This is a genomic window from Paracoccus stylophorae, from assembly GCF_028553765.1.
Taxonomy (GTDB): Bacteria; Pseudomonadota; Alphaproteobacteria; order Rhodobacterales; family Rhodobacteraceae; genus Paracoccus; species Paracoccus stylophorae.
On the sequence record NZ_CP067134.1, the window covers coordinates 1,222,798 to 1,246,407 of the forward strand.

The 23,610-nt window shown below is 68.1% G+C and carries 21 protein-coding genes; 8 read left to right on the forward strand and 13 right to left on the reverse strand.

The features are described 5' to 3' along the window. Positions 1-18: 18 nt before the first annotated feature. From grxD to JHW45_RS06050, 4 genes are all read right to left on the reverse strand, one after another. A complete protein-coding gene (gene grxD / locus JHW45_RS06035; protein WP_272860027.1) occupies positions 19-381 on the reverse strand; it encodes a Grx4 family monothiol glutaredoxin in 363 nt (120 codons plus the stop codon). A 75-nt stretch (positions 382-456) separates the two neighbouring features. Continuing rightward, complete coding sequence (locus tag JHW45_RS06040) at positions 457-699, reverse strand: BolA family transcriptional regulator (RefSeq protein WP_272860028.1); 243 nt, start codon at positions 697-699, stop codon at positions 457-459. A 126-nt stretch (positions 700-825) separates the two neighbouring features. Further along, positions 826-1,971, reverse strand: coding sequence for a Hint domain-containing protein (locus JHW45_RS06045; RefSeq protein ID WP_272860029.1), 1,146 nt, complete (start codon positions 1,969-1,971; stop codon positions 826-828). A 157-nt stretch (positions 1,972-2,128) separates the two neighbouring features. After that, complete coding sequence (locus JHW45_RS06050; RefSeq protein WP_272860030.1) at positions 2,129-3,115, reverse strand: GlxA family transcriptional regulator; 987 nt, start codon at positions 3,113-3,115, stop codon at positions 2,129-2,131. 152 nt (positions 3,116-3,267) lie between these two features. Here JHW45_RS06050 and JHW45_RS06055 point away from each other — a divergent pair, with 152 nt between their 5' ends. Then, positions 3,268-4,677 (forward strand): class II 3-deoxy-7-phosphoheptulonate synthase, encoded by a 1,410-nt coding sequence (locus JHW45_RS06055; protein WP_272860031.1) that lies wholly within the window; start codon positions 3,268-3,270, stop codon positions 4,675-4,677. A 67-nt stretch (positions 4,678-4,744) separates the two neighbouring features. On the opposite strand, the gene JHW45_RS06060 is transcribed toward JHW45_RS06055, so the two are convergent. From JHW45_RS06060 to JHW45_RS06090, 7 genes are all read right to left on the reverse strand, one after another. Further along, positions 4,745-5,617: a lysophospholipid acyltransferase family protein gene (locus JHW45_RS06060; RefSeq protein WP_272860032.1), complete on the reverse strand. Its 873-nt coding sequence runs from the start codon at positions 5,615-5,617 to the stop codon at positions 4,745-4,747. Beyond that, on the reverse strand, positions 5,614-6,540 hold the full coding sequence (locus JHW45_RS06065) for a DMT family transporter (protein WP_272860033.1): 927 nt from the start codon (positions 6,538-6,540) through the stop codon (positions 5,614-5,616). Before JHW45_RS06065 ends, JHW45_RS06060 begins: the two co-directional genes overlap by 4 nt. 84 nt (positions 6,541-6,624) lie before the next feature. After that, complete coding sequence (tkt, locus tag JHW45_RS06070; protein WP_272860034.1) at positions 6,625-8,649, reverse strand: transketolase; 2,025 nt, start codon at positions 8,647-8,649, stop codon at positions 6,625-6,627. Positions 8,650-8,786: 137 nt separating this feature from the next. Beyond that, positions 8,787-10,115 carry an HlyC/CorC family transporter gene (locus JHW45_RS06075; RefSeq protein ID WP_272860035.1) on the reverse strand — a complete coding sequence of 443 codons (1,329 nt, stop codon included), beginning with the start codon at positions 10,113-10,115 and terminating at the stop codon, positions 8,787-8,789. Between the two features lie 16 nt (positions 10,116-10,131). After that, positions 10,132-11,112, reverse strand: a complete 981-nt coding sequence (locus JHW45_RS06080) for a tyrosine recombinase (RefSeq protein ID WP_272860036.1) — start codon at positions 11,110-11,112, stop codon at positions 10,132-10,134. After that, a complete protein-coding gene (locus JHW45_RS06085) occupies positions 11,112-12,617 on the reverse strand; it encodes a hypothetical protein (RefSeq protein ID WP_272860037.1) in 1,506 nt (501 codons plus the stop codon). The genes JHW45_RS06080 and JHW45_RS06085 overlap by 1 nt, the downstream gene beginning before the upstream one ends. Beyond that, positions 12,610-12,747, reverse strand: a complete 138-nt coding sequence (locus JHW45_RS06090; RefSeq protein ID WP_272860038.1) for a hypothetical protein — start codon at positions 12,745-12,747, stop codon at positions 12,610-12,612. The genes JHW45_RS06085 and JHW45_RS06090 overlap by 8 nt, the downstream gene beginning before the upstream one ends. A gap of 125 nt (positions 12,748-12,872) precedes the next feature. Between JHW45_RS06090 and JHW45_RS06095 the strand changes: the two genes are divergently transcribed. Together JHW45_RS06095 and aroB are read left to right on the forward strand one after the other, a co-directional pair. Beyond that, positions 12,873-13,421, forward strand: a complete 549-nt coding sequence (locus tag JHW45_RS06095) for a shikimate kinase (RefSeq protein ID WP_272860039.1) — start codon at positions 12,873-12,875, stop codon at positions 13,419-13,421. Then, entirely contained in the window at positions 13,418-14,530 is a 1,113-nt protein-coding gene (gene aroB / locus JHW45_RS06100) for a 3-dehydroquinate synthase (RefSeq protein WP_272860040.1), read from the forward strand. Before JHW45_RS06095 ends, aroB begins: the two co-directional genes overlap by 4 nt. A gap of 57 nt (positions 14,531-14,587) precedes the next feature. Here the strand turns inward: aroB and JHW45_RS06105 are convergent, their stop codons facing one another. Both JHW45_RS06105 and JHW45_RS06110 read right to left on the reverse strand, forming a co-directional pair. Beyond that, positions 14,588-16,477, reverse strand: a complete 1,890-nt coding sequence (locus JHW45_RS06105) for a propionyl-CoA synthetase (RefSeq protein ID WP_272860041.1) — start codon at positions 16,475-16,477, stop codon at positions 14,588-14,590. Positions 16,478-16,729: 252 nt separating this feature from the next. Then, positions 16,730-19,009 carry an NADP-dependent malic enzyme gene (locus JHW45_RS06110; protein ID WP_272860042.1) on the reverse strand — a complete coding sequence of 760 codons (2,280 nt, stop codon included), beginning with the start codon at positions 19,007-19,009 and terminating at the stop codon, positions 16,730-16,732. Positions 19,010-19,139: 130 nt separating this feature from the next. Between JHW45_RS06110 and JHW45_RS06115 the strand changes: the two genes are divergently transcribed. Genes JHW45_RS06115 through upp form a run of 5 tightly spaced genes read left to right on the forward strand, consistent with a single transcriptional unit; the run spans position 19,140 to position 23,596 of the window. Further along, the gene (locus tag JHW45_RS06115) at positions 19,140-19,535 is read left to right on the forward strand and encodes a cytidine deaminase (RefSeq protein ID WP_272860043.1); all 396 of its coding nucleotides are present in this window, start codon (positions 19,140-19,142) and stop codon (positions 19,533-19,535) included. After that, positions 19,532-20,815 carry a thymidine phosphorylase gene (locus JHW45_RS06120; protein ID WP_272860044.1) on the forward strand — a complete coding sequence of 428 codons (1,284 nt, stop codon included), beginning with the start codon at positions 19,532-19,534 and terminating at the stop codon, positions 20,813-20,815. The genes JHW45_RS06115 and JHW45_RS06120 overlap by 4 nt, the downstream gene beginning before the upstream one ends. Beyond that, a complete protein-coding gene (locus JHW45_RS06125) occupies positions 20,812-21,999 on the forward strand; it encodes a phosphopentomutase (RefSeq protein WP_272860045.1) in 1,188 nt (395 codons plus the stop codon). The genes JHW45_RS06120 and JHW45_RS06125 overlap by 4 nt, the downstream gene beginning before the upstream one ends. Further along, positions 21,996-22,967: an adenosine deaminase gene (locus tag JHW45_RS06130; RefSeq protein WP_272860046.1), complete on the forward strand. Its 972-nt coding sequence runs from the start codon at positions 21,996-21,998 to the stop codon at positions 22,965-22,967. The genes JHW45_RS06125 and JHW45_RS06130 overlap by 4 nt, the downstream gene beginning before the upstream one ends. Beyond that, positions 22,964-23,596, forward strand: coding sequence for a uracil phosphoribosyltransferase (gene upp / locus JHW45_RS06135; protein WP_272860047.1), 633 nt, complete (start codon positions 22,964-22,966; stop codon positions 23,594-23,596). Before JHW45_RS06130 ends, upp begins: the two co-directional genes overlap by 4 nt. Positions 23,597-23,610: the final 14 nt, after the last annotated feature.

Here is a 23,610-nt window from a genome sequence, read left to right on the forward strand (position 1 = left end):
CGATCCGTCAGGGACGGATCATGCGTTCGCTTCGCGGATCTTTTCGGCGGCGTCCTTGTCATAGGTGACGCCTTTCTGGTCGAAAAGCTGGTCCAGCTCGCCCGACAGCGTCATCTCGGTGATGATGTCGCAGCCGCCCACGAACTCGCCCTTGACGTAAAGCTGGGGGATGGTCGGCCAGTCCGAGAAATCCTTGATCCCCTGGCGGATCGATTCATCGGACAGCACGTTCACGTCGCGGAAATCCACGCCCATATAGTTCAGCACACCGGCCACGCGGCTGGAAAACCCGCATTGCGGCATTTCCTTGGTGCCCTTCATGAACAGCACCACATCGGCGGCATCGACCATGCCCTGAATCTCGGTTTTCACATCGCTCATCGCGTCGGTCCTTGTTTCGCGTGATGGCCAGCCCGCGGCAGGCCGAAATCGTCCCCGTGCCGGGCAGAAGCCGGTCTAGTCCGGGGCCTTCGTCGTCAGCGCAAGGGCGTGCAACTCTCCGGCGGGGCCGTCCATCCTGCCCTGCAACGCCGCATAGACGGCGCGTTGCTGCTGCACGCGGTTCTTGCCGCGAAAGCTTTCGTCGATCACTTCGGCAGCATAGTGATTGCCGTCCCCCGCCAGATCCCTGATCGAGATCTGCGCGTCGGGAAACGCCTCGCGCAGCAGGGCCTCGATGTCGTGAGCTTCCATCGCCATGACGCTGTCCTTACGTTCACTCTCCAATGATGTAGGTGAAGCGGGGTGGGGCCGCAAGGCCGCAGGGTCCGCGGCGCTGTCCCGCGGCCGCGTTCCACGGACTGCTTGGCGGCGGGTGTGGCCGCGTCAGCTTTCCTCGACCAGTTGGCGGCTGGTGCGGGCATGGCGTCCGGCAAGCTGGCGCCCCTCGCGTCCGGTCAGCATCCGTCTTGCGCCGGCGGGGCGGAACGAGGGGTCGGACAGATGCGGGAACAGGGCCAGGATCTCGCGCTGCGCCGCCGGTCCCAGCACCTTCATCGCCTGCGGGCCGGTGAACAGGCTCTCGCTCCAGGCGCCGTCCGACAGCACCACCTCGTGCCCGTCGAACAGCATGTGCCAATAGGTGACCCCGCCTGCGGGGCAAATCGCCTCGATCCCCGGCAGGCCGATCAGATGTTTGGCGGCCACGAGGATCTCGTCCTCGCCGAACAGGCGCCGCGCGGTGGCCGAGCGGAGAAGGATCCGGTGCTGCGGCGATACGGTCAGATCGCGCGCGGGCACCCCATCGGCCAGGGCACCGGCGCGGATGCGGACCGGCCGCAGGTTGGGTTGCAGATCAAGCTGCGCGGCTCCGATGCGGACCGAGCCGACCCACGACAGCCAGCGCATCCCGTTGTCGCGGGTGCGGATCATGTCGCCCGCCGCCAGGGTTTCGATGGCGCGCGGCCCGAACATGGTGTCGATCAACGTGCCCGCGACGAAACAGGGCGCGGCGGCGGGCGGGGGATAGGTGGGCGCGTTGCCGTCGCCCGAAGTGGGCGTGATCTGGCGCACGAAGCGGAATGTTTCGGTGGGGTCGAAGGTCGGATAGACCGGCTGGCCCGTGACCGGATCGGGCTTTGGCTGGGGCAGGATCAGCACCGAATGGCGCCCGCCCAGCTCCTCGCCGTGTGGCCCGGAGAAATCGCGCGGAAACAGGGCGCGGAACTCGTTGCCCTGTCCGTCGCGGATCAGCGAGGCGAGGAAATTGCTGATCTTCGTGCCCGCCGGCACGGTCTGCGCGCCCGCGCCATGGCCGAAGGTCGTGGCCGTGGTCAGATATTGTTCGGTTTCGTTGGGCGAGTAGGAGCGGGAATTCAGCACCTGGTCGTCATCGCGGATGGTGATGGTGCTGAGCGTGGGATTGGCAAGGGTGAACGGGTATTTGTTGGCGGACCAGGGGATGTATCGGGCAGTGCTGCTGCCGCTTGCCACCGCCTGTCCAAGCGTCACCATCGTGATCTGATAGTCCATTCCGCCCGCAGCCCTGTTCCGATCGTTGCCCCTAAACATCCGGTTACGCCGGATTTTCCTGTGTTCCGGGCCACAATCCCGCCCGTCGCAAGATTGACTAGCGACAGAAGGTTAACCAGTGATTAACGAAGCTGAAGAATGCGTGACCCGTTCGGGATCAATCCGCCTTTCCCGGCGCGGCGGAACTTGTGCCGCGTTCGCGATAGGGGGTGCTGCCATATTGCGCGCGATAGCATTTCGAGAAATGCGACGGGCTTGAAAAGCCCGAGGCCAGCGCGACCTCGATGATGGACATCTCGGTCTGCATCAGCAGGTTTCGCGCCCGCGCCAGCCTTGTTTCCATGTAATAGCGTTTGGGGCTGCGGCTGAGATAGCGGCGGAACAGCCGCTCAAGCTGGCGGGTGGACATGCCGGCATCGGCGGCCAGCTGCGCGGGGCTGACCGGATCTTCCAGATTGGCCTCCATCCGCGCGATCACCGCCGCAAGCCGGGGGTGGCGGACGCCGATCCGCGTGGGAATCGACAGGCGCTGGCGGTCCTGGTCGGTGCGGATCGCGGTGTGCAGCAGCTGATCGGCCACCTCGGCCGTCAGCCCGTCGCCATGCGCCTGCGAGATCAGGTGCAGGATCAGGTCGATCGACGACGTGCCGCCGGCCGCGGTCAGCCGGTTGCCGTCCGCGACAAAGACCGACCGGACCAGCTGGATGTCGGGGAAAGCCTCGGCAAAGCCGTCATGGTTTTCCCAGTGGATCGTCGCGCGCCGCCCGTCCAGCAGCCCGGCCTCGGCCAGAACCCACGCGCCGGTGCAGACCGCGCCGATGGCAGCGCCGCCGCGTTCCTGCCTGCGCAGCCAGTTCAGGACCGGGCGTGTCGCCTCGCGCGCAATCTCGGTGCCGCCGCAGACGATGGCCACATCGTCGCGCCCCACCGCCACCTCTCCGTCAAGTCCGCCATCCAGTTCGATCCGCGTCCCGTTCGAACAGGCGGCAACGTCGCCGGACGGGCCGACCAGCCGCCAGTCGAACAGCTGTTTGCCCGCCGCGCGGTTGGCCAGCCGCAGCGGCTCGATCGCCGCCGCGAACGGCATCATCGTGAACCGGTCCAGCAGCAGGAAGGTGAAACGACGCGGTCTGTCGGCAGCCATGGGAATGTCTTTGCACTTCTGTGTCGGCCAGCACTCAGCAGGGAACGGCGTCCGGCGCAAGGGTACAAGCCTTGCGGTCGTCCTGTGCCCTTTCCCTGACGGCCAATGCGGACTATATCGTGACGACGTCTTTTTCCCAAGGAGTGCGTGCCATGACGCAGGAGATCCGCAAGACCGCCGCCCAAAGCTGGGACAAGGCCGGCTGGCGCGCCTATCCGCGCGTCCAGATGCCGGACTATACGGATCCTGCCGCGTTGCAGGCGGTCGAGGCGCAGCTGCGCCGTTATCCGCCCCTGGTGTTCGCCGGCGAGGCGCGTCGTCTGCGCGACCGTCTGGCCGATGTCGCCGCCGGCCGCAGTTTCCTTTTGCAGGGCGGCGATTGCGCCGAAAGCTTTGGCGAATTCAGCGCCGACAATATCCGCGACACGTTCAAGCTGCTGTTGCAGATGGCGGTGGTGCTGACCTGGGGCGCGCAGCTGCCCGTGGTCAAGGTGGGCCGGATGGCCGGCCAGTTCGCGAAGCCGCGCAGCGCGGCCACCGAAACCGTGGACGGGGTCGAACTGCCCAGCTATCGCGGCGATATCGTCAACGGCTTTGACTTCACGCCCGAGGCGCGGACGCCCGATCCCAACCGGATGCTGGCGGCCTATACGCAGGCGGCGGCGTCGCTGAACCTGCTGCGGGCGTTTTCGACCGGCGGTTATGCCGACATGCACCGCGTCCAGAACTGGATCGCCGATTTCGTCGGCGGTCCCGAGGCGGCCAAATATCGCGACATCGCCGACCGCATCCGCGACGCGATGGCGTTCATGCAGGCCGCAGGGGTGAATTCGGATACCGCGCATCAACTGGGCAAGGTGGATTTCTACACCAGCCACGAGGCGCTGCTGCTGGAATACGAAGAGGCGCTGGCGCGCACCGATTCGACCACCGGCCTGCCGGTCGCGGGATCGGGTCACATGATCTGGATCGGCGACCGCACCCGTCAGCCCGACGGGGCGCATGTCGAATTCTGCCGCGGCGTGCAGAACCCGATCGGCCTGAAATGCGGTCCGACGACGACCGCCGACGATCTCAAGGTGCTGATGGCCCGGCTGAACCCCGATAACGAGGCCGGACGCCTGACCCTGATCGCGCGGTTCGGTGCGGGCAAGGTGGGCGATCATCTGCCGCGCCTGATCCGGGCGGTGCAGGAAGAGGGCGCGAATGTCGTCTGGTCCTGCGATCCGATGCACGGGAACACGATCAAGTCGGCCTCGGGCTACAAGACGCGGCCCTTTGATTCGGTCTTGCGGGAGGTGCGCGAGTTCTTTGCGATCCACAATGTCGAGGGCACGATCCCCGGCGGGGTGCATTTCGAGATGACCGGCCAGGACGTGACCGAATGCACCGGCGGCGTCCGCGCCGTCACCGACGAGGATCTGTCGGACCGCTATCACACCGCCTGCGATCCGCGGCTGAACGCCAGCCAGTCGCTGGAACTGGCGTTCCTGGTGGCCGAGGAACTGCGCGCCCGGCGCGAGGCGGCCGCCCCGGTCCGCAGCGCGAAGGTTGCCGGCTGAAAAGGCCCGATCCCGATCACGGCAGGCAGCCGCCGGAAATGCCCGGCGGCTGTCGTACATCCGGCCTCTATTTCCAGCGCCGGTGCACCCAGAACCACTGATCCATGTGCTGACGGACCAGCGTTTCCAGCCCGTCATTCAGCGTCTGCATCATCTCGCGCGGGTCGCCATGGTCCAGCGGCGCGCCGACATGGACGCGAAAGCTGAGACCGTCCTGCTGCCGGATGGCGTGGATCGGCAGGATCAGCGCGTCATACCGGATCGCCAGTTCGGCGGGCGTCAGCACCGTTTTTGCGGGCAGATCGAAGAACCGCAATTCCGGCGCGTGCCGGTCATGCTGGTCGAACCCTAGGGCCAGCCACCCGCCGCCCTTCAGGAAGCGCAGCATCCCGGCCAGCCCGGCGCGGCCGCGCGGAAACAGCGGCTCGGCGATGGCCGAGATGGCGGGGATATAGTGGCGGTTGAACGCCTCGTTGTTCATCGGACGATACAGCGCGCCGACCGGCCAGCCGCGCGCCGACAGCGCCGCGCGCATCGCGTCGTAATTGCCGAAATGCGCGCAGGCGATGATCACCGGGCGATGGCTGTCGAAAGCGGCTTCCAGCGCCGGCAGGCCCGGACCCTCCAGCGGGTCGTCGGCCTGGATGCGGTCGGTGAACTCGGCCCCGGCATAGATCTCGGCCACGGACCGGCCGGCGTTTTCGGGCACCGCGCGGGTCAGGCGTTCGACCTGGTCGCGGGGCAGGTCGGGCCGCGCCAGCGCAAGGTTTTCGCGGATCCGGCGCCGCCAGCCCGCGACCGGCCCCAGAAGATGCGCAAAGACCCATCCCATCGCGGGAATGCGCCGGCGATAGGGCAGCAGCCGGGCCAGCCGCATCACCGCCAGAAACGCGCCATTGGCCAGCCGGTCGGTCAGGGTCGATCCGTCGTCGTTTCTCATCCGTCCATCCGCGCCGCCCGGGCCTCGCGCCACCAGACGTACAGGCCCGCGCCCACGATAATCGCGGCACCGGTAATGGTCCAGTTGTCGGGCAGTTGCCCGAAGAACAGCCACCCCCACAGCCCCGCCCAGACCAGCCCGGTATATCCGAACGGCGCCAGCACCCCGGCCTCGGCGATGGTGAAGGCGCGGATCAGCAGGGCCTGGCTGATCGTGCCGAAGACGCCAAGCGCGACAAAGACCCACAGATCGCCGGTGCCGATGGGCTGCCAGAAGAACGGCACCACGGCCGATGTCAGGATCGCGCCGGTGACCGCCGACCACAGCACCGATGTCGCGATCGAATCGCTGCGCACCATCCGCGTCAGCAGCGCGTTCGCGGCATAGGTGAAGGCGCCGATCATCGGCAACAGCGCCGCCGGCTGGAACACGCCCATGCCGGGCCGGATCACGATCATCGCGCCGGCCAGCGCGGCACCGATGCCCAGAATGCGGCGCAGGCCGATCCGCTCGCCCAGAAACAGCGCCGCGCCAAGCGTGATCAGGACCGGGTTGGTATCCATGATCGCCGTGGCCTCGGCCAGGCCGATGAACTGCAACGAGGTGAAGAACAGCGCAACCGAGGCGATCTGCGTCAGCGCCCGCCCGAATTGCAGCCCCGGCTGGCTTGACCGGATCAGCGCCGGCATCCGGCCGCGAAACAGCAGCGCCAGCAGCGCGACATTGACGACGAAACGCGCCCAGACCACCTGTGCCGCATGATAATCCTGCGTCAGATGCTTGGCGCAGGCATCCATCAGCGTGAAGCACAGAACCGCAAGGCAGATCAGAAGGATGCCGGTCCCCTGCGATCCCGTCCCGCCCGGCTGCGCCCCCGGCCGCTGCGCGCCCATCAGCGCGAATGCGCGCGCCAGCGTCCGCATCTCAGCGCGATCCGAAAACGGCCGGACAGGTGCCCGGCCGCGTCTTCCCCGTCGGTTCGGCCCCGCCCCGGGCGGAAACCGGGCTCACAGCATCGCCCGGACGCGCTTGACCACGGCCTCGGCGGTGATGCCGAATTCCTTGTACAGATCGGGTGCCGGGGCCGAGGCGCCAAAGCCGGTCATGCCGACGAAATCGGATTTCTCCTCTTGCCCGCGCTCGCCCAGCAACAGCCAGTCCCAAGGCTGGCGCACGGCCGCCTCGATGGCGACGCGGACATTGCCGGCGGGAAGAACCTGTTCGCGATAGGCGGCAGTCTGGTCGCGGAACAGCTCCATCGAGGGCACCGACACGACGCGGGTGGGGGTGCCGTCGGCCTCCAGCGTCTCGCGCGCGGCGACGGCAATCTCGACCTCGGACCCGGTCGCCAGCAGCACGACCGCAGGCTTGCCGCCGCTGGCCTCGCGCAGGACATAGGCGCCCTTGGCCGACAGGTTCTCGTCCTTGTGGGTGGTGCGCAGGGCCGGCAACCCCTGACGCGACAGCGCCATGATCGTGGGACGGTCGGTCTGCGACAGCGCCAGTTCCCACGCCTCGGCGGTTTCGACCTGATCGCAGGGCCGCAGGGTCAGCATGTTGGGGGTCGCGCGGGCGATGGCCAGATGTTCGACCGGCTGGTGGGTCGGTCCATCCTCGCCCAGACCGATGCTGTCATGGGTCATCACATAGACGACCGGCAGCCCCATCAGCGCCGACAGGCGGATCGCGCCGCGCGCGTAATCGGTGAAGGTCAGGAACGTGCCGCCATAGGGGCGGAACCCGCCATGCAGCCAGATGCCGTTCATCGCCGCCGCCATGCCGTGTTCGCGGATGCCGAAATGGATATAGCGGCCCAGCCTGTTTTCGGCCGAGAACACGTCCATGTCGCCGGTGCGGGTGTTGTTCGACCCGGTCAGGTCGGCCGAGCCGCCGAAATTCTCGGGCATGTGCGGGTTCAGCACCTCCAGCACGTTTTCGCTGGCCTTGCGGGTGGCGACCTTGGGCTTGCCCTCGGCCGCCTGCGCCTTCAGCGCGCAGACGGTCTGCTGAAGCTGCGGGTTCGGCTTGTTGTCGATGCGGCGCACGAACTCGTCGCGCATGTCCGCCGACAGCGCGTCGACGCGATCCTGCCACGCCTTGCGGTCCGACGCGCCGCGCCCGCCGATCTTGCGCCAGTCCGACAGGATCTGGTCGGGGATCTCGAAGGCGGGGGCGTCCCAGCCATAGGCCCTGCGCGCCGCCGCGATCTCGTCCTTGCCCAGAGGAGAGCCGTGGGCCTTGGCGCTGTCCGACTTGTTGGGCGCGCCAAAGCCGATGATGGTCTTGCAATCGACCAGCACCGGGCGGCCGTCTTCCTGCGCCGCCTCTTTCAGGGCGCGTTCGATGTCGGCGGCATCGTGGCCGTCGCAGGACAGCACGCGCCAGCCCGACGCCTCGAACCGGGCGCGCTGATCGGTCCGGTCCGACAGGCTGACGCGGCCGTCGATGGTGATGTCGTTATTGTCCCACAGCACGATCAGACGGCCCAGTTCCTGCGCGCCGGCAAGGCCGATCGCCTCCTGGCTGATGCCCTCCATCAGGCAGCCGTCGCCGGCGATGACCCAGGTGCGGTGGTCGCACAGTTCCGATCCGAACTCGGCCCGCAGCGCCTCTTCGGCCATGGCCATGCCGACGGCGGCCGCAAGCCCCTGACCCAGGGGGCCGGTGGTGGTTTCGACCCCCTCGACATGGCCGTATTCGGGATGGCCGGCGGTGATATGGCCAAGCTGGCGGAAATTCCTGATCTGCTCGATCGTCATCTGCTCGTATCCGGTCAGATGCAGCAGCGCATAGATCAGCATCGAGCCGTGGCCCGCCGACAGCACGAAACGGTCGCGGTCGAACCAGTGCGGCGCGCCGGCGTCGAATTTCAGATGGTTGCGGAACAGCACCGTGGCGACATCGGCCATGCCCATCGGCATGCCGGGATGGCCGGAATTGGCCGCCTCGACGGCGTCCATCGCCAGAACGCGGATCGCGCTGGCCAGTTTCCAGTGATCGGGGTCGGCCTTGCGGCGGGCGTCGATGTCCATGGCGGTCCCTTCTGCGGGCTGAGATGCTTTGCCGTTTCTGTTAGGGGCGATGGGCGCGGGTTGCAAGCGCGGGCGGGACGCACCCGCCGGGCCGGACGTGCAGGACGGGCCGGCGCAGGGACGAAGGCGATGCGGCGTCAGTCGCTTCCGTCGGGCACCGGCGCCAGCGGCCTGACCCGCAGCCGTGTGATGCGGTTTTCGCGCCGGGCAAGAACCTCGAACCGATAGCCGTGAAAGCTGAAGACCTGTCCCTGTTCGGGGATCGACTGGGCCATGTGGATGACCAGCCCCGCGACGGTGTTGGCCTCGTCGTCGGGCAGGTTCCAATCCAGTTGCCGGTTCAGATCGCGGATCGTCATGCCGCCATCGACGGTGTAATCGCCCTGGCCGTTGGGCGTCAGGGTCTGGTCGGCGTCGGTGTCGTGTTCGTCGGTGATCTCGCCCACGATCTCTTCCAGAATATCCTCCAGCGTGATCAGCCCGCGCAGCGTACCGTATTCGTCCACGACCAGCGCGAAATGCGTCCGGCGCTTCAGGAATTCGCGCATCTGTTCGTCCAGCGCCGTCGTCTCGGGCACGAAATAGGGCTGCATCGCCACCGCCGTCACGTCGAATTTCTGCAACGCCGACGGATCGCGGCTTTCGCGCAGCGACTTGTTGACCGCGCGCAGCAGATCCTTGGCGTGGATGACGCCCACGACATTCTCGCGCTCGTCCCGGAAGACCGGCAGGCGGGTGTGCGGGCTGGCCAGCACCGCGTCGAGGATCTCGGCCGGCGGGCGGGCCGCGTCGATCATCTGGATGCCCGAACGGTGGCGCATGATCTCCTCGACCGTGCGGTTGCCCAGATCCAGCGCGCCAAGCAGCCGGTCGCGATCCTCCTTCTGCACCGCGCCGGTCGCGTGACCGATGGACAGCGCGCCCTCGATCTCTTCCTGCAACGAGAACATGTGCGATCCCGGATCGGTCTTCAGGCCGAAAAGCCCCAGAATCCCGCGCACGATCAGCCGCACCACGGTCACGATGGGCGACAGGATCAGCGTCACCCACCGGATCGGGCGGGCCACCATCGCGGCCACCTTTTCGGGCGCCGAGATGGCATAGGTCTTGGGCATCACCTCGGAAAAGATCAGCACCAGCACCGTCATCACCAGCGTGGCCATGGCAACGCCGCTGGACCCCAGAAGCCGCGTGAACAGCGCGGTGGCAAGGCTGGCCGACAGGATGTTGACGACGTTGTTGCCCAGAAGGATCGCGCCGATCAGCCTTTCGCTGTCAGCCGTCACCTGCAACGCGGCCTTGGCGCCGGCATCGCCGCGGTCGGCGCGCGAGTGCAGCTTGGCCCGGCTGGCGGCCGTCAGCGCCGTTTCCGAGCCGGAGAAGAAACCCGACAGCATCAGCAGGACCAGGATGGCCACGACGGTCAGCCAGAATGCGGAATCCAGAATACTTGAAGGGTCGTCCATGGGTCCTTGCCGTTCTTCAGTCGGTTGCCTCGTCCGTGGGGACGGACGAGCCGGCAACGCGCGCAAGCGGATGATGGTTCAGCACCAGATCGCGCATCCGCGCGTCCAGCACATGGGTATAGATTTCGGTCGTGCCAAGATCGGCATGGCCCAGCAATGTCTGGATGCTGCGCAGATCGGCGCCGCCTTCCAGCAGATGGGTCGCGAAGGCGTGGCGCAGCACATGCGGGGTCACGCGCGCCGGATCCACGCCCGCCCGCGCCGCAATCGCGTTCAGCAACCGGCCAAGGCTTTGGCGCGGCATGTGACCGGCGCGACCGGGGGCCGGAAACAGCCATCGCGCGCCGCTGCCCGCCACCAGCCGGCCAAGCGGGCTGTCCCGATGCGCCGCGTCGCGCACCGACAGCCACGCTGTCAGCGCCGATCTTGCGGCGCCGGTCAGCGGCACCATCCGGTCCTTGCCGCCCTTGCCCCGGATCAGCAGCAGTTCCGGGTCGCCCCGGCACGCGGCCACCGGCAGAGAGACCAGTTCGCTGACCCGCATCCCGGTCGCGTAAAGCAGCTCGATCAGGCACAGGTTGCGCGTCTTTTCGGCCCGGTCGCGGCCGATGTCGGGGGCGGCGGCCAGCATCGCGTCGATCTCGGCGCGATCCAGCGTCCGGGGCAGCAGCTTCGCCCGGCCCGGCCCGGATATGCGGATCGCCGGATCGTCGTCGCGCCAGCCTTCCTCCAGCGCAAAGCGCGTGAATTGCCGGATCGAGGACAGCCGCCGCGCGCGCGTGGCCCGCGACAGGCCCTGCGCGTCGCAATGGGCCAGATAATCCTCGACTGTCTCGCGCGTCAGATCGGCCAGCGCGGCGTCGCGGCCCGCCAGCCAGTCCGACAGGTCGCGCAGATCGCGGCCATAGGCCAGCAACGTGTTCTGCGCCGCGCCCGCCTCGGCCGCCTGGGCGTCCAGAAACGCCGAAATGGCGCGATGATCGGCGGGAACGGCCATCAGGGCGATCCGGTCATGTGCGGGCGCAGCGCAAGCTGCGCGGCGGCCAGATCGGCGTCCTCGCGCAGGCCCAAGGCGCGCAGCGCGGCCAATCCGCGCGCGGCACGCGCCAGATCGCCGTCAAGACCGGCATCGACATCCGCCATCGCTTCCAGCAACGCCTGACCCTTGGGAACGTCCGGTGCCTCGGCCGAGGCTGCGGGCGGGGCGGCCTGCAATTCCGCCGGGATCGGCTGCGCCCGGTCGACCGGCAGCCCACGCCATTGCCGCAGCCAGCGCGCCGCCTGCGCCGCGTCCGGGTCCGATCCTTCGGGCACCGTCTGGGGCAGATCCGCCGCGATCATCGCGGCCAGCACGTCGGCCATGTCGGCCGTGCGAAATTCGTCGAAGGCGCGGGGCAGGGCGGTCAGCGGATCGCCTGCGGCAATGGCCGCCTCAAGCGTGCGCATCGCGCCGGCGCGTTCCCAGACGCCGCCGGATGCGGCGGGTTTCTGTTCGGCATAGATGTCGCGCAGCGGTGCGGGCGCGATCGCCCCGGCCCGCGCCAGACGCTCCGCCGCCTCCAGCCGCGCCTTCCAGCCATTGTTCAGCCGCAGGTCGGATTGCGCGAACGCGACCGGCAGCGGCCCGGTCGGCAGCGGTTGGCCGATCGCCTCGTGAATGCGGAACTCCAACGGCGTGACGCGGTCCGAGGGCGCGATGGTCTCGCCGCTGTCGACGAACCCGTCGTCAAGAAAATGCGTCAGCAACAGCGCCTCGTGCCGGTCGATCAGGCCCAGGGCGTCGGCGCCGTGCAGGCCGATGGCAGCGGCCGCCCAGTCGCCCGTCTGCGCCAGGCAGAAGATCCGCGCCGCGAAGCTGGGCGCGACCCCGGGCGTGGTGTCCATGATCCGGCAGGCGCGGCCCTCGTCGCCCTGCAACAGCGCGATGTCGAATAGGCGCCGGAATACCTCGGGGTCGCCCGGACCGGCGGTCAGCAGCAGGGTCTGCGCCGAATCCAGCGCGCCCATGTCAAGCAGTCGGTCGGCCCGCGCCAGGAACAGCCGCCCCACATCGTCCGAACCGCTGGCCGTGGGCGGGGTCAGCTGCGCCAGCAGCAGGCGTCGCAACAGGGCGTTCATGGCCGGCAGCCGGGCGGGGGTCTGCACGATCAGCGGCGCCAGATCGGCCGGATCGCTGCCCTGCCACAGATCGGCGGGCAGCCCGGCCTTGCGCGCGGTGATCGTGCCTGCGGCGTCGGGGTTGCCGCCATCCAGCCGCGTGACCTGAACCGTGCCGACCGCGCCGCTTGCCGCGACCGGTCGCGCGCGGTCGCGCGGCGGCGGCGGCCGCTGGCCGGGTCGCCAGGCCGAGCTTTCGCGCGCCGGGCCGCGCACGCTGCCCGACAGCCAGTCGCTGGCCGAAAGCGGGCGGTTCTGCTGCGCCATCGCCGGGGCGGGCGCCCAGGTTGCGGCGACCAGCAGGGCCGTCATCGCGGCAAGGATGCGGGATCGCGCGTCAGTCACCCGCGCCACCGATGGCCACCGGGCTGCGGACTTCCTGCCGGACCGGCTCCATGTCGCCCAGATAGGCATAGCCGATCAGGCCGATCACGCCCGCCACAATCAGCACCGCCAGAACCTTGATCAACCGCATCGACATCCGCCTCGTTCGTCGTTCACTGCATCGCTGTCCGACGCTTTCTACGCCGGTTGAGCCCGAATATATATGGCAATTCCGGAAAGATCACGCCATTCAATGGCGCGATGGAAGGGGGCCGGATGAAGCAGCGGATGAGGCGGCATATTGTGCTGGTCGGCATGATGGGGGCGGGCAAGACCGCCATCGGGACGGAAATGGCCCGGCGTCTGCACGTCCCGTTCACCGATTCCGACCACGAGATCGAAACCGCCGCCGCCATGACCATCGCCGAGATCTTCGCTCGCGACGGCGAGGCGTTCTTTCGCGACCGCGAAACGCGGGTGCTGGCCCGGATTCTGGATGGACCGCCGGGCGTTGTCTCGACCGGAGGGGGCGCGTGGATGCGGGCCGAGAACCGGGCGCTGATCGGCGCGCGCGGCCTGTCGGTGTGGCTGAACTGCGATCTGGACACGCTGTGGCACCGGGTCCGCCAGCGCAGCACGCGGCCGCTGCTGAAGACGGCCGACCCGCGCGGCACGCTGGCGGCGCTGATGGCGCAGCGCAATCCGGTCTATGCCACGGCGGACCTGACCTTCGACGCGCGGCCCGGAGACACGATCGAGGCTGCGGCAACCCGGCTGATCGCCGCCGTTCGCCAGGCGCATCCAGACATCCCGGAGGCAAGATGACCGACGCCCTGACCGTTCATGTCCCCTTGGGCGCGCGCGCCTATGACGTCCGGATCGGCACCGGCCTGATCGACCGCGCGGGCGACCAGATCGCGCCGCTGCTGCACCGGCCCCGCGCGGCCATCGTGACCGACGAGGTCGTGGCCGGGCTGCATCTGGACCGGCTGCGCGATGCGCTGTCGGCCGAGGGGATCGACAGCGTGCCCCTGATCCTGCCGGCCGGCGAGGGCACGAAAAGCTGGCCGCATCTGACCCGCACCGTCGACTGGCTGCTGGAACAGCGGATCGAACGGCGCGACATCGTGATCGCCTTCGGCGGCGGCGTGATCGGCGATCTGGTGGGTTTTGCCGCCGCGATCCTGCGCCGCGGCGTGCGCTTCGTGCAGATCCCCACCACGCTTCTGGCGCAGGTGGACAGCAGCGTGGGCGGCAAGACCGGCATCAATTCGGGCCACGGCAAGAACCTGATCGGCGCGTTTCATCAACCCGCCTTGGTGCTGGCCGATATCGGCGTGCTGGACACGCTGAGCCGGCGCGATTTCCTGGCGGGCTATGGCGAGGTGGCGAAATACGGTCTTCTGGGGGATGCCGGATTCTTCGAATGGCTAGAGGCGCACGGCGCGCGGCTGCGCGACGACATGGGTCTGCGCCAGCGGGCGGTGGCTCGTTCGGTCGCGATGAAGGCCGGGATCGTGACCCGCGACGAGACCGAGCAGGGCGAACGCGCATTGCTGAATCTGGGCCACACATTCGGCCACGCGCTGGAGGCGGCGACGAGCTATTCCGACCGCCTGCTGCATGGCGAGGGGGTGGCCATCGGCTGTGCGCTGGCCTTCGATCTGTCGGCGCGGATGGGGCTGTGCAGCCAGGAGGCGCCAAGCCGCGTGCTGGCGCATCTGCGCCAGATGGGCTTGCCCGCGACGCTGGCCGAGATCGGGGGCGATCTGCCCGACGATGCGGGGCTGATCGGGCTGATGGGTCAGGACAAGAAGGTGGTCGATGGCCGGCTGCGCTTTGTGCTGGCGCGCGGCATCGGAGAGGCGTTCGTCAGCGACGCGGTCCCGACGGATCTGCTGGCGCAGGTGCTGCGCGACTCTCGGCGCGGCTGACCGGGCAGTCCCGTCGGGCCGTCCGCGCCCGCAGGACGCGCGCGCGGCACGGGCTTTTCAGCGCTGCGGGTAGCCGATTCCCTGAAGCGCGTCCGAGATTTCCGACAGCACCTCGGGATCGTCGATGGTCGCGGGGGGGTTGAACTGTTCCCCCTCGGCGATCTTGACCATCGTCGCGCGCAGGATCTTGCCCGACCGGGTCTTGGGCAGCCGTTCCACCACGCAGGCCAGCTTGAAGGCCGCGACCGGGCCGATCTGGTCGCGCACGCGGGCGATCACCTCGCGGACGATCTGTTCGTCCGAATTCTCGACCCCCTTCTTCAGGCACAGGAAACCCACCGGCATCTGTCCCTTCAGGCTGTCCGCGACCCCGATCACGGCACATTCGGCAACGTCGGGGTGGCCCGCCAGAACCTCTTCGATGGCGCCGGTGGACAGGCGGTGGCCGGCGACGTTGATCACATCGTCCGTCCGCGCCATGATGTAGAGATAGCCGTCCTCGTCGACATAGCCCGCGTCGCCCGTCTCGTAATAGCCGGGGAAATGGTCCAGATACGCCTTGCGGAACCGGTCTTCGGCGTTCCACAGCGAGGGCAGGGTGCCCGGCGGCAAGGGCAGCCTGACCGCGATCGCGCCCAACGTGCCGGGGCCGACCGGATGGCCGGCCTCGTCCAGGATCTGCACGTCGTATCCGGGCATGGCCACCGATGGGCTGCCTTTCTTGACCGGCATCCGTTCGATGCCGAACGGGTTGGCGGCGATGGCCCAGCCCGTTTCCGTCTGCCACCAATGGTCAAGCACCGGCAGGTTCAGCTTGTCTTCCAGCCACTGGATCGTGTCGGGGTCGGCGCGCTCTCCGGCCAGAAAGACGGCTTGCAGGCTGGACAGGTCGTAATCGCCGATCAGTTCGCCCTTGGGGTCCTCGCGCTTGACGGCGCGGATGGCGGTGGGGGCGGTGAAGAAGGATTTGACCTTGTGGTCCTGGATCACCCGCCAGAACGTGCCGGCATCGGGGGTGCCGACGGGCTTGCCCTCGAACACGATTGTGGTCGCGCCGGCGATCAGCGGCGCATAGCAGATATAGCTGTGGCCCACGACCCAGCCCACGTCCGAGGCCGCCCAGAACACGTCCCCGGCCTCGATGCCGTAGATGTTCTTCATCGTCCAGTTCAGCGTGACCAGATGACCGCCGGTGTGGCGGATCACGCCCTTGGGCTGGCCCGTCGTCCCCGACGTATAGAGGACATAGACCGGATGATTGCCCTCGACCGGCACGCATTCGGCCGGCTCGACCCCTGACTGGAACTCGTCCCACGCCACATCGCGGCCCGGCGTCAGCGTCGCTGCCTCTTGCGCGCGCTGGAAGATCACGCAGAAATCGGGTTTGTGGCTGGACTGTTCGATGGCCGAATCCAGCAGCGGCTTGTATTTGACGATGCGGTTCGGCTCCATCCCGCACGAGGCGGTGATGATCGCCTTTGGCTGCGCGTCCTGGATCCGCACGGCCAGTTCGTGCGCGGCAAAGCCGCCGAACACGACCGAATGGATCGCGCCCAGACGCGTGCAGGCCAGCATCGCCTCGACCGCCTCGGGGATCATCGGCATGTAGACGATGACCCGATCGCCTTTTTCGACGCCCTTCGCGCGCAGCGCCCCGGCAAGGCTGGCGACGCGGTCGCGCAGTTCGCGAAAGGTGACGCTGGACCGGGAATCGGTGATCGGGCTGTCATGGATGATGGCGGGCTGATCGCCGCGCCCGGCCGCGACATGGCGATCCACGGCGTTCCAGCAGGTGTTCGTCAGCCCGTCCGCGAACCATTCGCCGACCGGACCCTGATCGAAGAACGCCTTGCTGGGCGGGCGATCCCAGTCGATCTTTTCGGCCTGGGCCATCCAGAACCCCTCGGGATCGGATTTCCAGCTGGCGTAAACGTCCCGGTATGCCATGGCATGCCCCCCTTATCCTACGCTGCCCTTCTGTTACGTGGCCCAAGGGGGCCGAGGCAACAGTGTTAGCGGCACCCCCGCGCCGCGCGCGCCCGGAATTTGCATGTTTTCGCACCCGTATCGCGCGGAAATTTGCAAAACCGAAAGTCCTGCAAAACCCCTGCGACGCGGCGCCGGTTTTTGCAAAATGCAGCAGCGGCCGGCGTGGCTGCCGGGCCGGGTGATTCGCCGCCCCGCGACAGTTTCGGCGGTTCAGCTGTAATGCGCGACCGGGGTGCCGGCCAGCACGCTCATGTTCAGCAGGCCGCGCGTGGTGATCGAGGGGGTCACGATATGGGCGCGGTTGCCCATGCCCATCAGGATCGGCCCGACCTCAAGCCCGTTGGCGCGCATCTTCAGCGCGTTGCGCACCCCCGAGGCGGCGTCCGTGCCGGCAAAGACCAGCACGTTCGCCGAACCTTCCAGGCGCGATCCGGGGAAGATCCGCTCGCGCAGCGCCGGATCCAGCGCGGCATCGACCTGCATTTCGCCCTCATACATGAAATCGGGCTCGCGCGCGTCCAGCAGCGTCATCGCCTCGCGCATCTTGCGGCCGGTATAGGTGTCCAGATTGCCGAACTGCGAATGCGCGCACAGCGCGATCTTGGGGGTCATGCCGAAACGCCGGACATGGCGCGCCGCGCCGCGCACGGTTTCCATGATCTGCTGGGGCGTGGGATCGTTCTCGCACTGGGTGTCGGCGATGAACAGCGGCCCGTCTTCCAGGATGATCATCGACAGCGCGCCGACCGGTTGCAATCCGCCGCGCGCCAGGATCTGGCGCACATATTGCAGATGCCAGTTATACTGCCCGATCGTGCCGCAGATCAGGCTGTCGGCCTCGCCGCGATGGACCATGACACAGGCGATGGCGGTGGTGTTGGTGCGCATGATCGCCCGCGCGATGTCGGGGCTGACGCCGCGCCGTGCCATCAGCTGGTGATAGGTTTCCCAGTAATCGCGATAGCGGGGATCGTTTTCCGGGTTCACGATCTCGAAATCCTTGTCGGGGCGGATCGGCAGGCCGGCGCGTTCGGCCCGGGTCGAGATGACGTCGGGCCGCCCGATCAGGATCGGCACGTCGGTGGTTTCCTCAAGCATCGCGTTGGCGGCGCGCAGCACGCGTTCGTCCTCGCCCTCGGCAAAGACGATGCGGCGGCGGGCGGTGGCCGCGGCCTCGAACACCGGGCGCATGATCAGCGCCGACCGGAAGACCGAACTGTCCAGCTTGCGCTTGTAGGCGTCCAGATCGTCGATGGGCCGCGTCGCGACGCCCGATTCCATCGCCGCGCGCGCCACGGCGGTCGACACGATGCCGACCAGTCGCGGATCGAAGGGTTTCGGGATCAGGTAATCCGGCCCGAAGGTCAGCGTCTCGCCGCGATAGGCCGCTGCGGCCTCGGCCGCGGTGGTGGCCCGGGCCAGGGCCGCGATACCCTCGATGCAGGCCAGTTCCATCTCGTCGTTGATCGTGGTCGCGCCGACATCCAGCGCGCCGCGAAAGATGAACGGAAAGCACAGCACGTTGTTGACCTGGTTGGGAAAATCGCTGCGGCCGGTGGCTATGATCGCGCCGGGCGCCACGGCGCGGGCGTCGTCTGGCAGGATTTCGGGCGTCGGGTTGGCGAGCGCGAAGATCACCGGACGTTCGGTCATGCGCTGCACCATCTCGGGCGTCAGCACGCCCGGACCCGACAGACCCAGGAACAGATCGGCGCCGTCGATCACGTCCGACAGCGTGCGCAGTTCGCTGTCCTGCGCGAATTCGGCCTTCTGGGCGTTCATGTCCTCGGTCCGGCCCTTATAGACCAGGCCGTGAATGTCGCACAGCCAGATGTTGCGACGCTGGACGCCCAGCTTGACCAGCATGTTCAGACAGGCGATGCCGGCCGCGCCGCCGCCGGTCGAGACGACCTTGATATCCTCGAAATTCTTGCCGGCGACGCGCAGCGCGTTCGTCGCCGCCGCCCCCACGACGATGGCGGTGCCGTGCTGGTCGTCGTGAAAGACCGGGATGTTCATCCGCTCGCGGCACAGTTTCTCGACGATGAAGCAGTCGGGGGCCTTGATATCCTCAAGATTGATGGCCCCGAAGGTGGGTTCCAGCGCGCAGACGATATCGGCCAGTCTTTCGGGATCGGACTGGTTCACCTCGATGTCGAAACAGTCGATATTGGCGAATTTCTTGAACAGGACCGCCTTGCCCTCCATCACCGGCTTGCTGGCCGCGGCGCCGATATTGCCCAGGCCCAGCACGGCGGTGCCGTTGGTGACGACGGCGACAAGATTGGCGCGCGCGGTAAAGCGGCTGGCGGTGGCGGGATCGGCCTGAATCTCCAGACAGGCCTCGGCCACGCCGGGCGAATAGGCGCGGGCCAGGTCGCGGCCATTGGCAAGCGGCTTGGTCGCCCGGATCTCCAGTTTGCCGGGTCGCGGAAATTCGTGATAGTCCAGCGCCGCCTGACGTGCGGTATCCTGCCTGCGTTCGCTCATCCTTGCCCCCTCCGACTGGGAATGTAGTTCACCGTTAAACCATTCCCACGGAAAGGAACAGGCGGCTTCGGCTTGCGTTGGCGGGGCCGAGGCGCAAGACTGCCGGCAAGATGCGGCAAGGGGAACGGCGATGTCACTGATGGATGCGGCGCGCGAGGTGCGCGAAATGGCCTATGCGCCCTATTCCCGCTTTCGTGTCGGGGCGGCGGTGCGCGGTGCGTCGGGCGCGATCCATCGCGGCTGCAACGTCGAGAATGTGGCCTATCCCGAAGGCACCTGTGCCGAGGCCGGGGCGATTGCCGCGATGATCGCCGCAGGCGACACCGAACTGGTCGAGGTCGCGGTGATCGCGGACAGCCACGCCCCGGTTCCGCCCTGCGGCGGCTGTCGCCAGAAACTGGCCGAGTTCGGGCGCCACGACACGCCCGTCCTGCTGGCCACGCTGGACGGCGCGACCTTGTCCACGACCATCGGCGAATTGCTGCCCGGCCGCTTTGATCAGGACCATATGAGCCGGGCGGAATGACCGATCCGCGCGCCGTCATCGCGGCGGTCCGCGACGGGCACGGTCTGGACGGGCCGGGCGCCACGCTGATCGCGCAGGGTCTGGCCGACGGGTCGGTCAGCGACGCGCAGGCGGGCGCCTTTGCCATGGCTGTGCTGACGCGCGGCATCGGCGATGCGGGCCGGGTGGCGCTGACCCGCGCGATGCGCGATTCGGGCGATGTCATGCGGTGGGACCTGCCTGGCCCGGTCGTGGACAAGCATTCGACCGGCGGCATCGGCGATACGGTCAGCCTGATCCTTGCGCCGCTGCTGGCCGCGTCGGGCGTGTATGTTCCGATGATCTCGGGTCGCGGGCTGGGCCATACCGGCGGCACGCTGGACAAGCTTGAGGCGATTGCGGGCTTTGTCTGCGACCAGACCGAAACACAGTTTCGCGCCATCGTTGAAAATGTTGGCTGCGCCATCGTGGCCGCCACCGCCGATCTGGCGCCCGCCGACCGGCGGCTTTACGCGATCCGCGATGAATCGGGCACGGTCGAATCGCTGGACCTGATCACCGCCTCGATCCTGTCCAAGAAACTGGCCGCGGGGCTGGACGCATTGGTGCTGGACGTCAAGGCCGGATCGGGCGCGTTTCTGAAGACGCCCGACAGCAGCGACCGGCTGGCGCGCGCCCTGGTGCAGACGTCGAACGGGGCGGGCTGCCGCGCCTCGGCCCTGATCACCGACATGGATCAGCCGCTGGCGCGGTCGGCGGGCAACGCGCTTGAGGTGGCCGAGGCGATCCGGGTGCTGCGCGGCGAGGCGGGCGCGCTGCGCGATCTGACGCTGCATCTGTGCGCGGAATGCCTGCGCCTTGCGGGGCGGGACGCGGACGGTCTGGCCGGCAGGCTGGATTCGGGCGCGGCGGCCGAGATTTTCGGCCGCATGGTCGCGGCGCAGGGCGGACCGCGCGATCTGCTGGATCGGCCCGACCGCCATCTGACCGCCGCGCCCGTGACGCGCCCGGTGCCCGCGCCCGAGGGCGCGGTGGCGGGCATCGACGTCGCCGCACTGGGACACGCGGTCGTGGCGCTTGGCGGGGGCCGCATCCGGGCGGGCGACAGGATCAACCACCGCGTGGGGTTGAGCGAACTGGCCAGGCTGGGCGAACCCGTCGGCCGCGACCGGCCGCTGGCGGTGGTGCACGCGGGCGACGACACCGCGGCCCGAATCGCCGTCGCGGCCGTTCGGGCGGCCTATCGCATCGGCGCGCCAACCCTGCCCGGCCCGCTGGTCCGCGACAGGATCGTGGAATGAGCGGGAACCGCGCCTTTCTGATCGTCATGGACAGCGTCGGCATCGGCGGCGCGCCCGATGCCGACCGGTTCTTCAACGGCGACACCGCCGATACTGGCGCGAACACGGTCGGGCATATCGCCATGGCGCAACCGCTGAGCCTGCCCAATCTGGACCGGCTTGGGCTGGGGGCGGCGATCCATCTGGCCTCGGGGCTTCGGGCGCCGGGTCTGGGGTCCGAGCCGCAGGGCCTGTGGGGTGCGGCGACCGAAATCTCGACGGGCAAGGACACGCCCTCGGGGCACTGGGAAATCGCCGGCGTGCCGGTGCCGTGGGAATGGCACGTTTTTCCCAAGACCGTGCCCGCATTCCCCGACAAGGTGACGGCGCGGATCTGCGAACTGGCGGGCACGGACGGGATCCTGGCCAACTGCCACGCTTCGGGCACGCAGGTGATCGAGGATTTCGGCGCCGAACATATCCGCACCGGCTGGCCGATCTGCTATACCTCGGTCGACAGCGTGTTGCAGATCGCCGCGCATGAGGAGCATTTCGGACTGGACCGGCTGATCGCGTTGTGCCGCGACCTTGCCCCGATGCTGCACGGGATGCGCGTGGGCCGCGTCATCGCGCGGCCCTTTCTGGGCGAGGCGGCCGGCGCCTTCAGGCGCACGCCGAACCGCCGCGACTTTGCCATCGCCCCGCCCGCCGACACGATCCTGGACATCGCCGCGAGGGCCGGGCGCGTCACCCACGCCATCGGCAAGATCGGCGACATCTTCAGCCATCGCGGCATCGCGCACCTGCACAAGGGCAAATCCGACGCCGATCTGGCCGACCATCTTCTGCGTCTGGCAACCGACGCCGAACCGGGCAGCCTGGTTTTCGCCAATTTCGTCGAATTCGACACGAATTTCGGCCACCGGCGCGATCTGCCGGGCTATGCCGCGCAGCTGGAATGGTTCGATGGCGTCGCGGGCCGGCTGATCGACCGCCTGCGTCCGGGCGATCTGGCGATCTTCACCGCCGATCACGGCAACGACCCGTCCTGGACCGGCACCGATCACACCCGCGAACGGGTGCCGGTGCTGGGTTTCGGAGCCGGCGCGCGCGCCGTCGGGCTGGTCGGGTTCAGCGATATCGGCGCGTCCATCATGAAGCATCTGGGCCTCGATCCGCCGCAACACGGAAAGTCGTTTCTTTGAAGAAGACGGAACTGCATCTGCATCTGGAAGGCGCCGCACCGCCGGAATTCGTCCGCGCGCTGGCGGCCGAAAAACATGTCGATCTGTCGCGCATCTTCGACGCGCAGGGCCATTACGCCTATGAGGGATTCGACGATTTCCTGCGCGTCTACGAGGCGGCGACCGGCGTGCTGCAAACCCCGCGCGATTACGCCCGCCTTCTGGCCGAGGTGCTGGAACGCAGCGCCGGACAGGGCGTGATCTATACCGAGCTTTTCGTGTCGCCCGAATTCTGCGGCGGCGGCGATCTGGCTGCGTGGCGCGACTTTGTGGCCGCCATGGCCGAGACTGCCGCGGACATGCGCGCCCAGGGGATCGACAGCCGCGGCGTCGTCACCTGCATCCGCCATTTCGGCCCCGACCGCGCAAGACGGTCCGCCATCTGCGCCGCCGAGACGGGGGGCGAGACGGGGGGCGACTGGATCGCCGGTTTCGGCATGGGCGGGGCCGAGGCGGTGGGCAAGGCGACCGATTTCGCGTGGAGCTTTGACTGCGCGCGCGAGGCCGGGCTGGGCCTGACCTGCCATGCCGGCGAATGGGCCGGACCGGACAGCATCCGGCAGGCGCTGGATCTGGGCGTGACCCGCATCGGCCACGGCGTCCGCGCGATCGAGGATCCGGGGCTGGTGCGCGATCTGGCCGCGCGCGGCACGGTGCTGGAGGTCTGTCCCGGCTCGAACGTGGCACTGGGGCTGTATCCGGACTGGACCGCGCATCCCATCGCGCGGCTGGCCGATGCGGGCGTGAAGGTGACGGTCTCGACCGACGATCCGCCCTTCTTCCATACCACGATGCAGCATGAATACGACCGCCTTGCCGACGCGTTCGACTGGGGCGAGGACGAATTCGCACAGATCAACCGGTGGGCCGTCGACGCCGCGTTCTGCGACGCGGCCACCCGAGACAGGCTGAGAAAGGAATTTCCGTGACCGACCCGCATCTGACCGTCATCACCCACCCCCTGGTGCAGCACAAGCTGACGATCATGCGCCAGAAGGACGTCTCGACCGCCGGATTCCGGCGGCTTCTGCGCGAGATCAGCCTGCTTCTGGCCTATGAGGTGACGCGCGAACTGGAACTGACCACGACCACCATCGAAACCCCGTTATGCCGGATGCAGGCCCCCACGCTGGAGGGCAAGAAGCTGGCCCTGATCTCGATCCTGCGGGCGGGCAACGGGTTGCTGGACGGGATCCTGGAACTGATCCCGGCGGCGCGGGTCGGCTTTATCGGGCTGTATCGCGACCCCCAGACGCTGAAGCCGGTCGAATATTACTGCAAGGTGCCGGCGCTGGACCAGCGCATGACCATCGTCGTCGATCCGATGCTGGCGACCGGCAATTCGGTGGTCGCGGCCATTGACATGCTGAAGGCGCGCGGCGCCAGGAACCTGCGTTTCCTGTGCCTGCTGGCCGCGCCCGAAGGCGTCGCCCGGATGCGCGAGGCCCATCCCGACGTGCCGATCTTCACCGCCGCGCTGGACGAACGACTGGATGAGCACGGCTATATTGTGCCGGGTCTGGGCGACGCGGGCGACCGGATGTTCGGCACGAAATAGGTCCGCGTTAACCC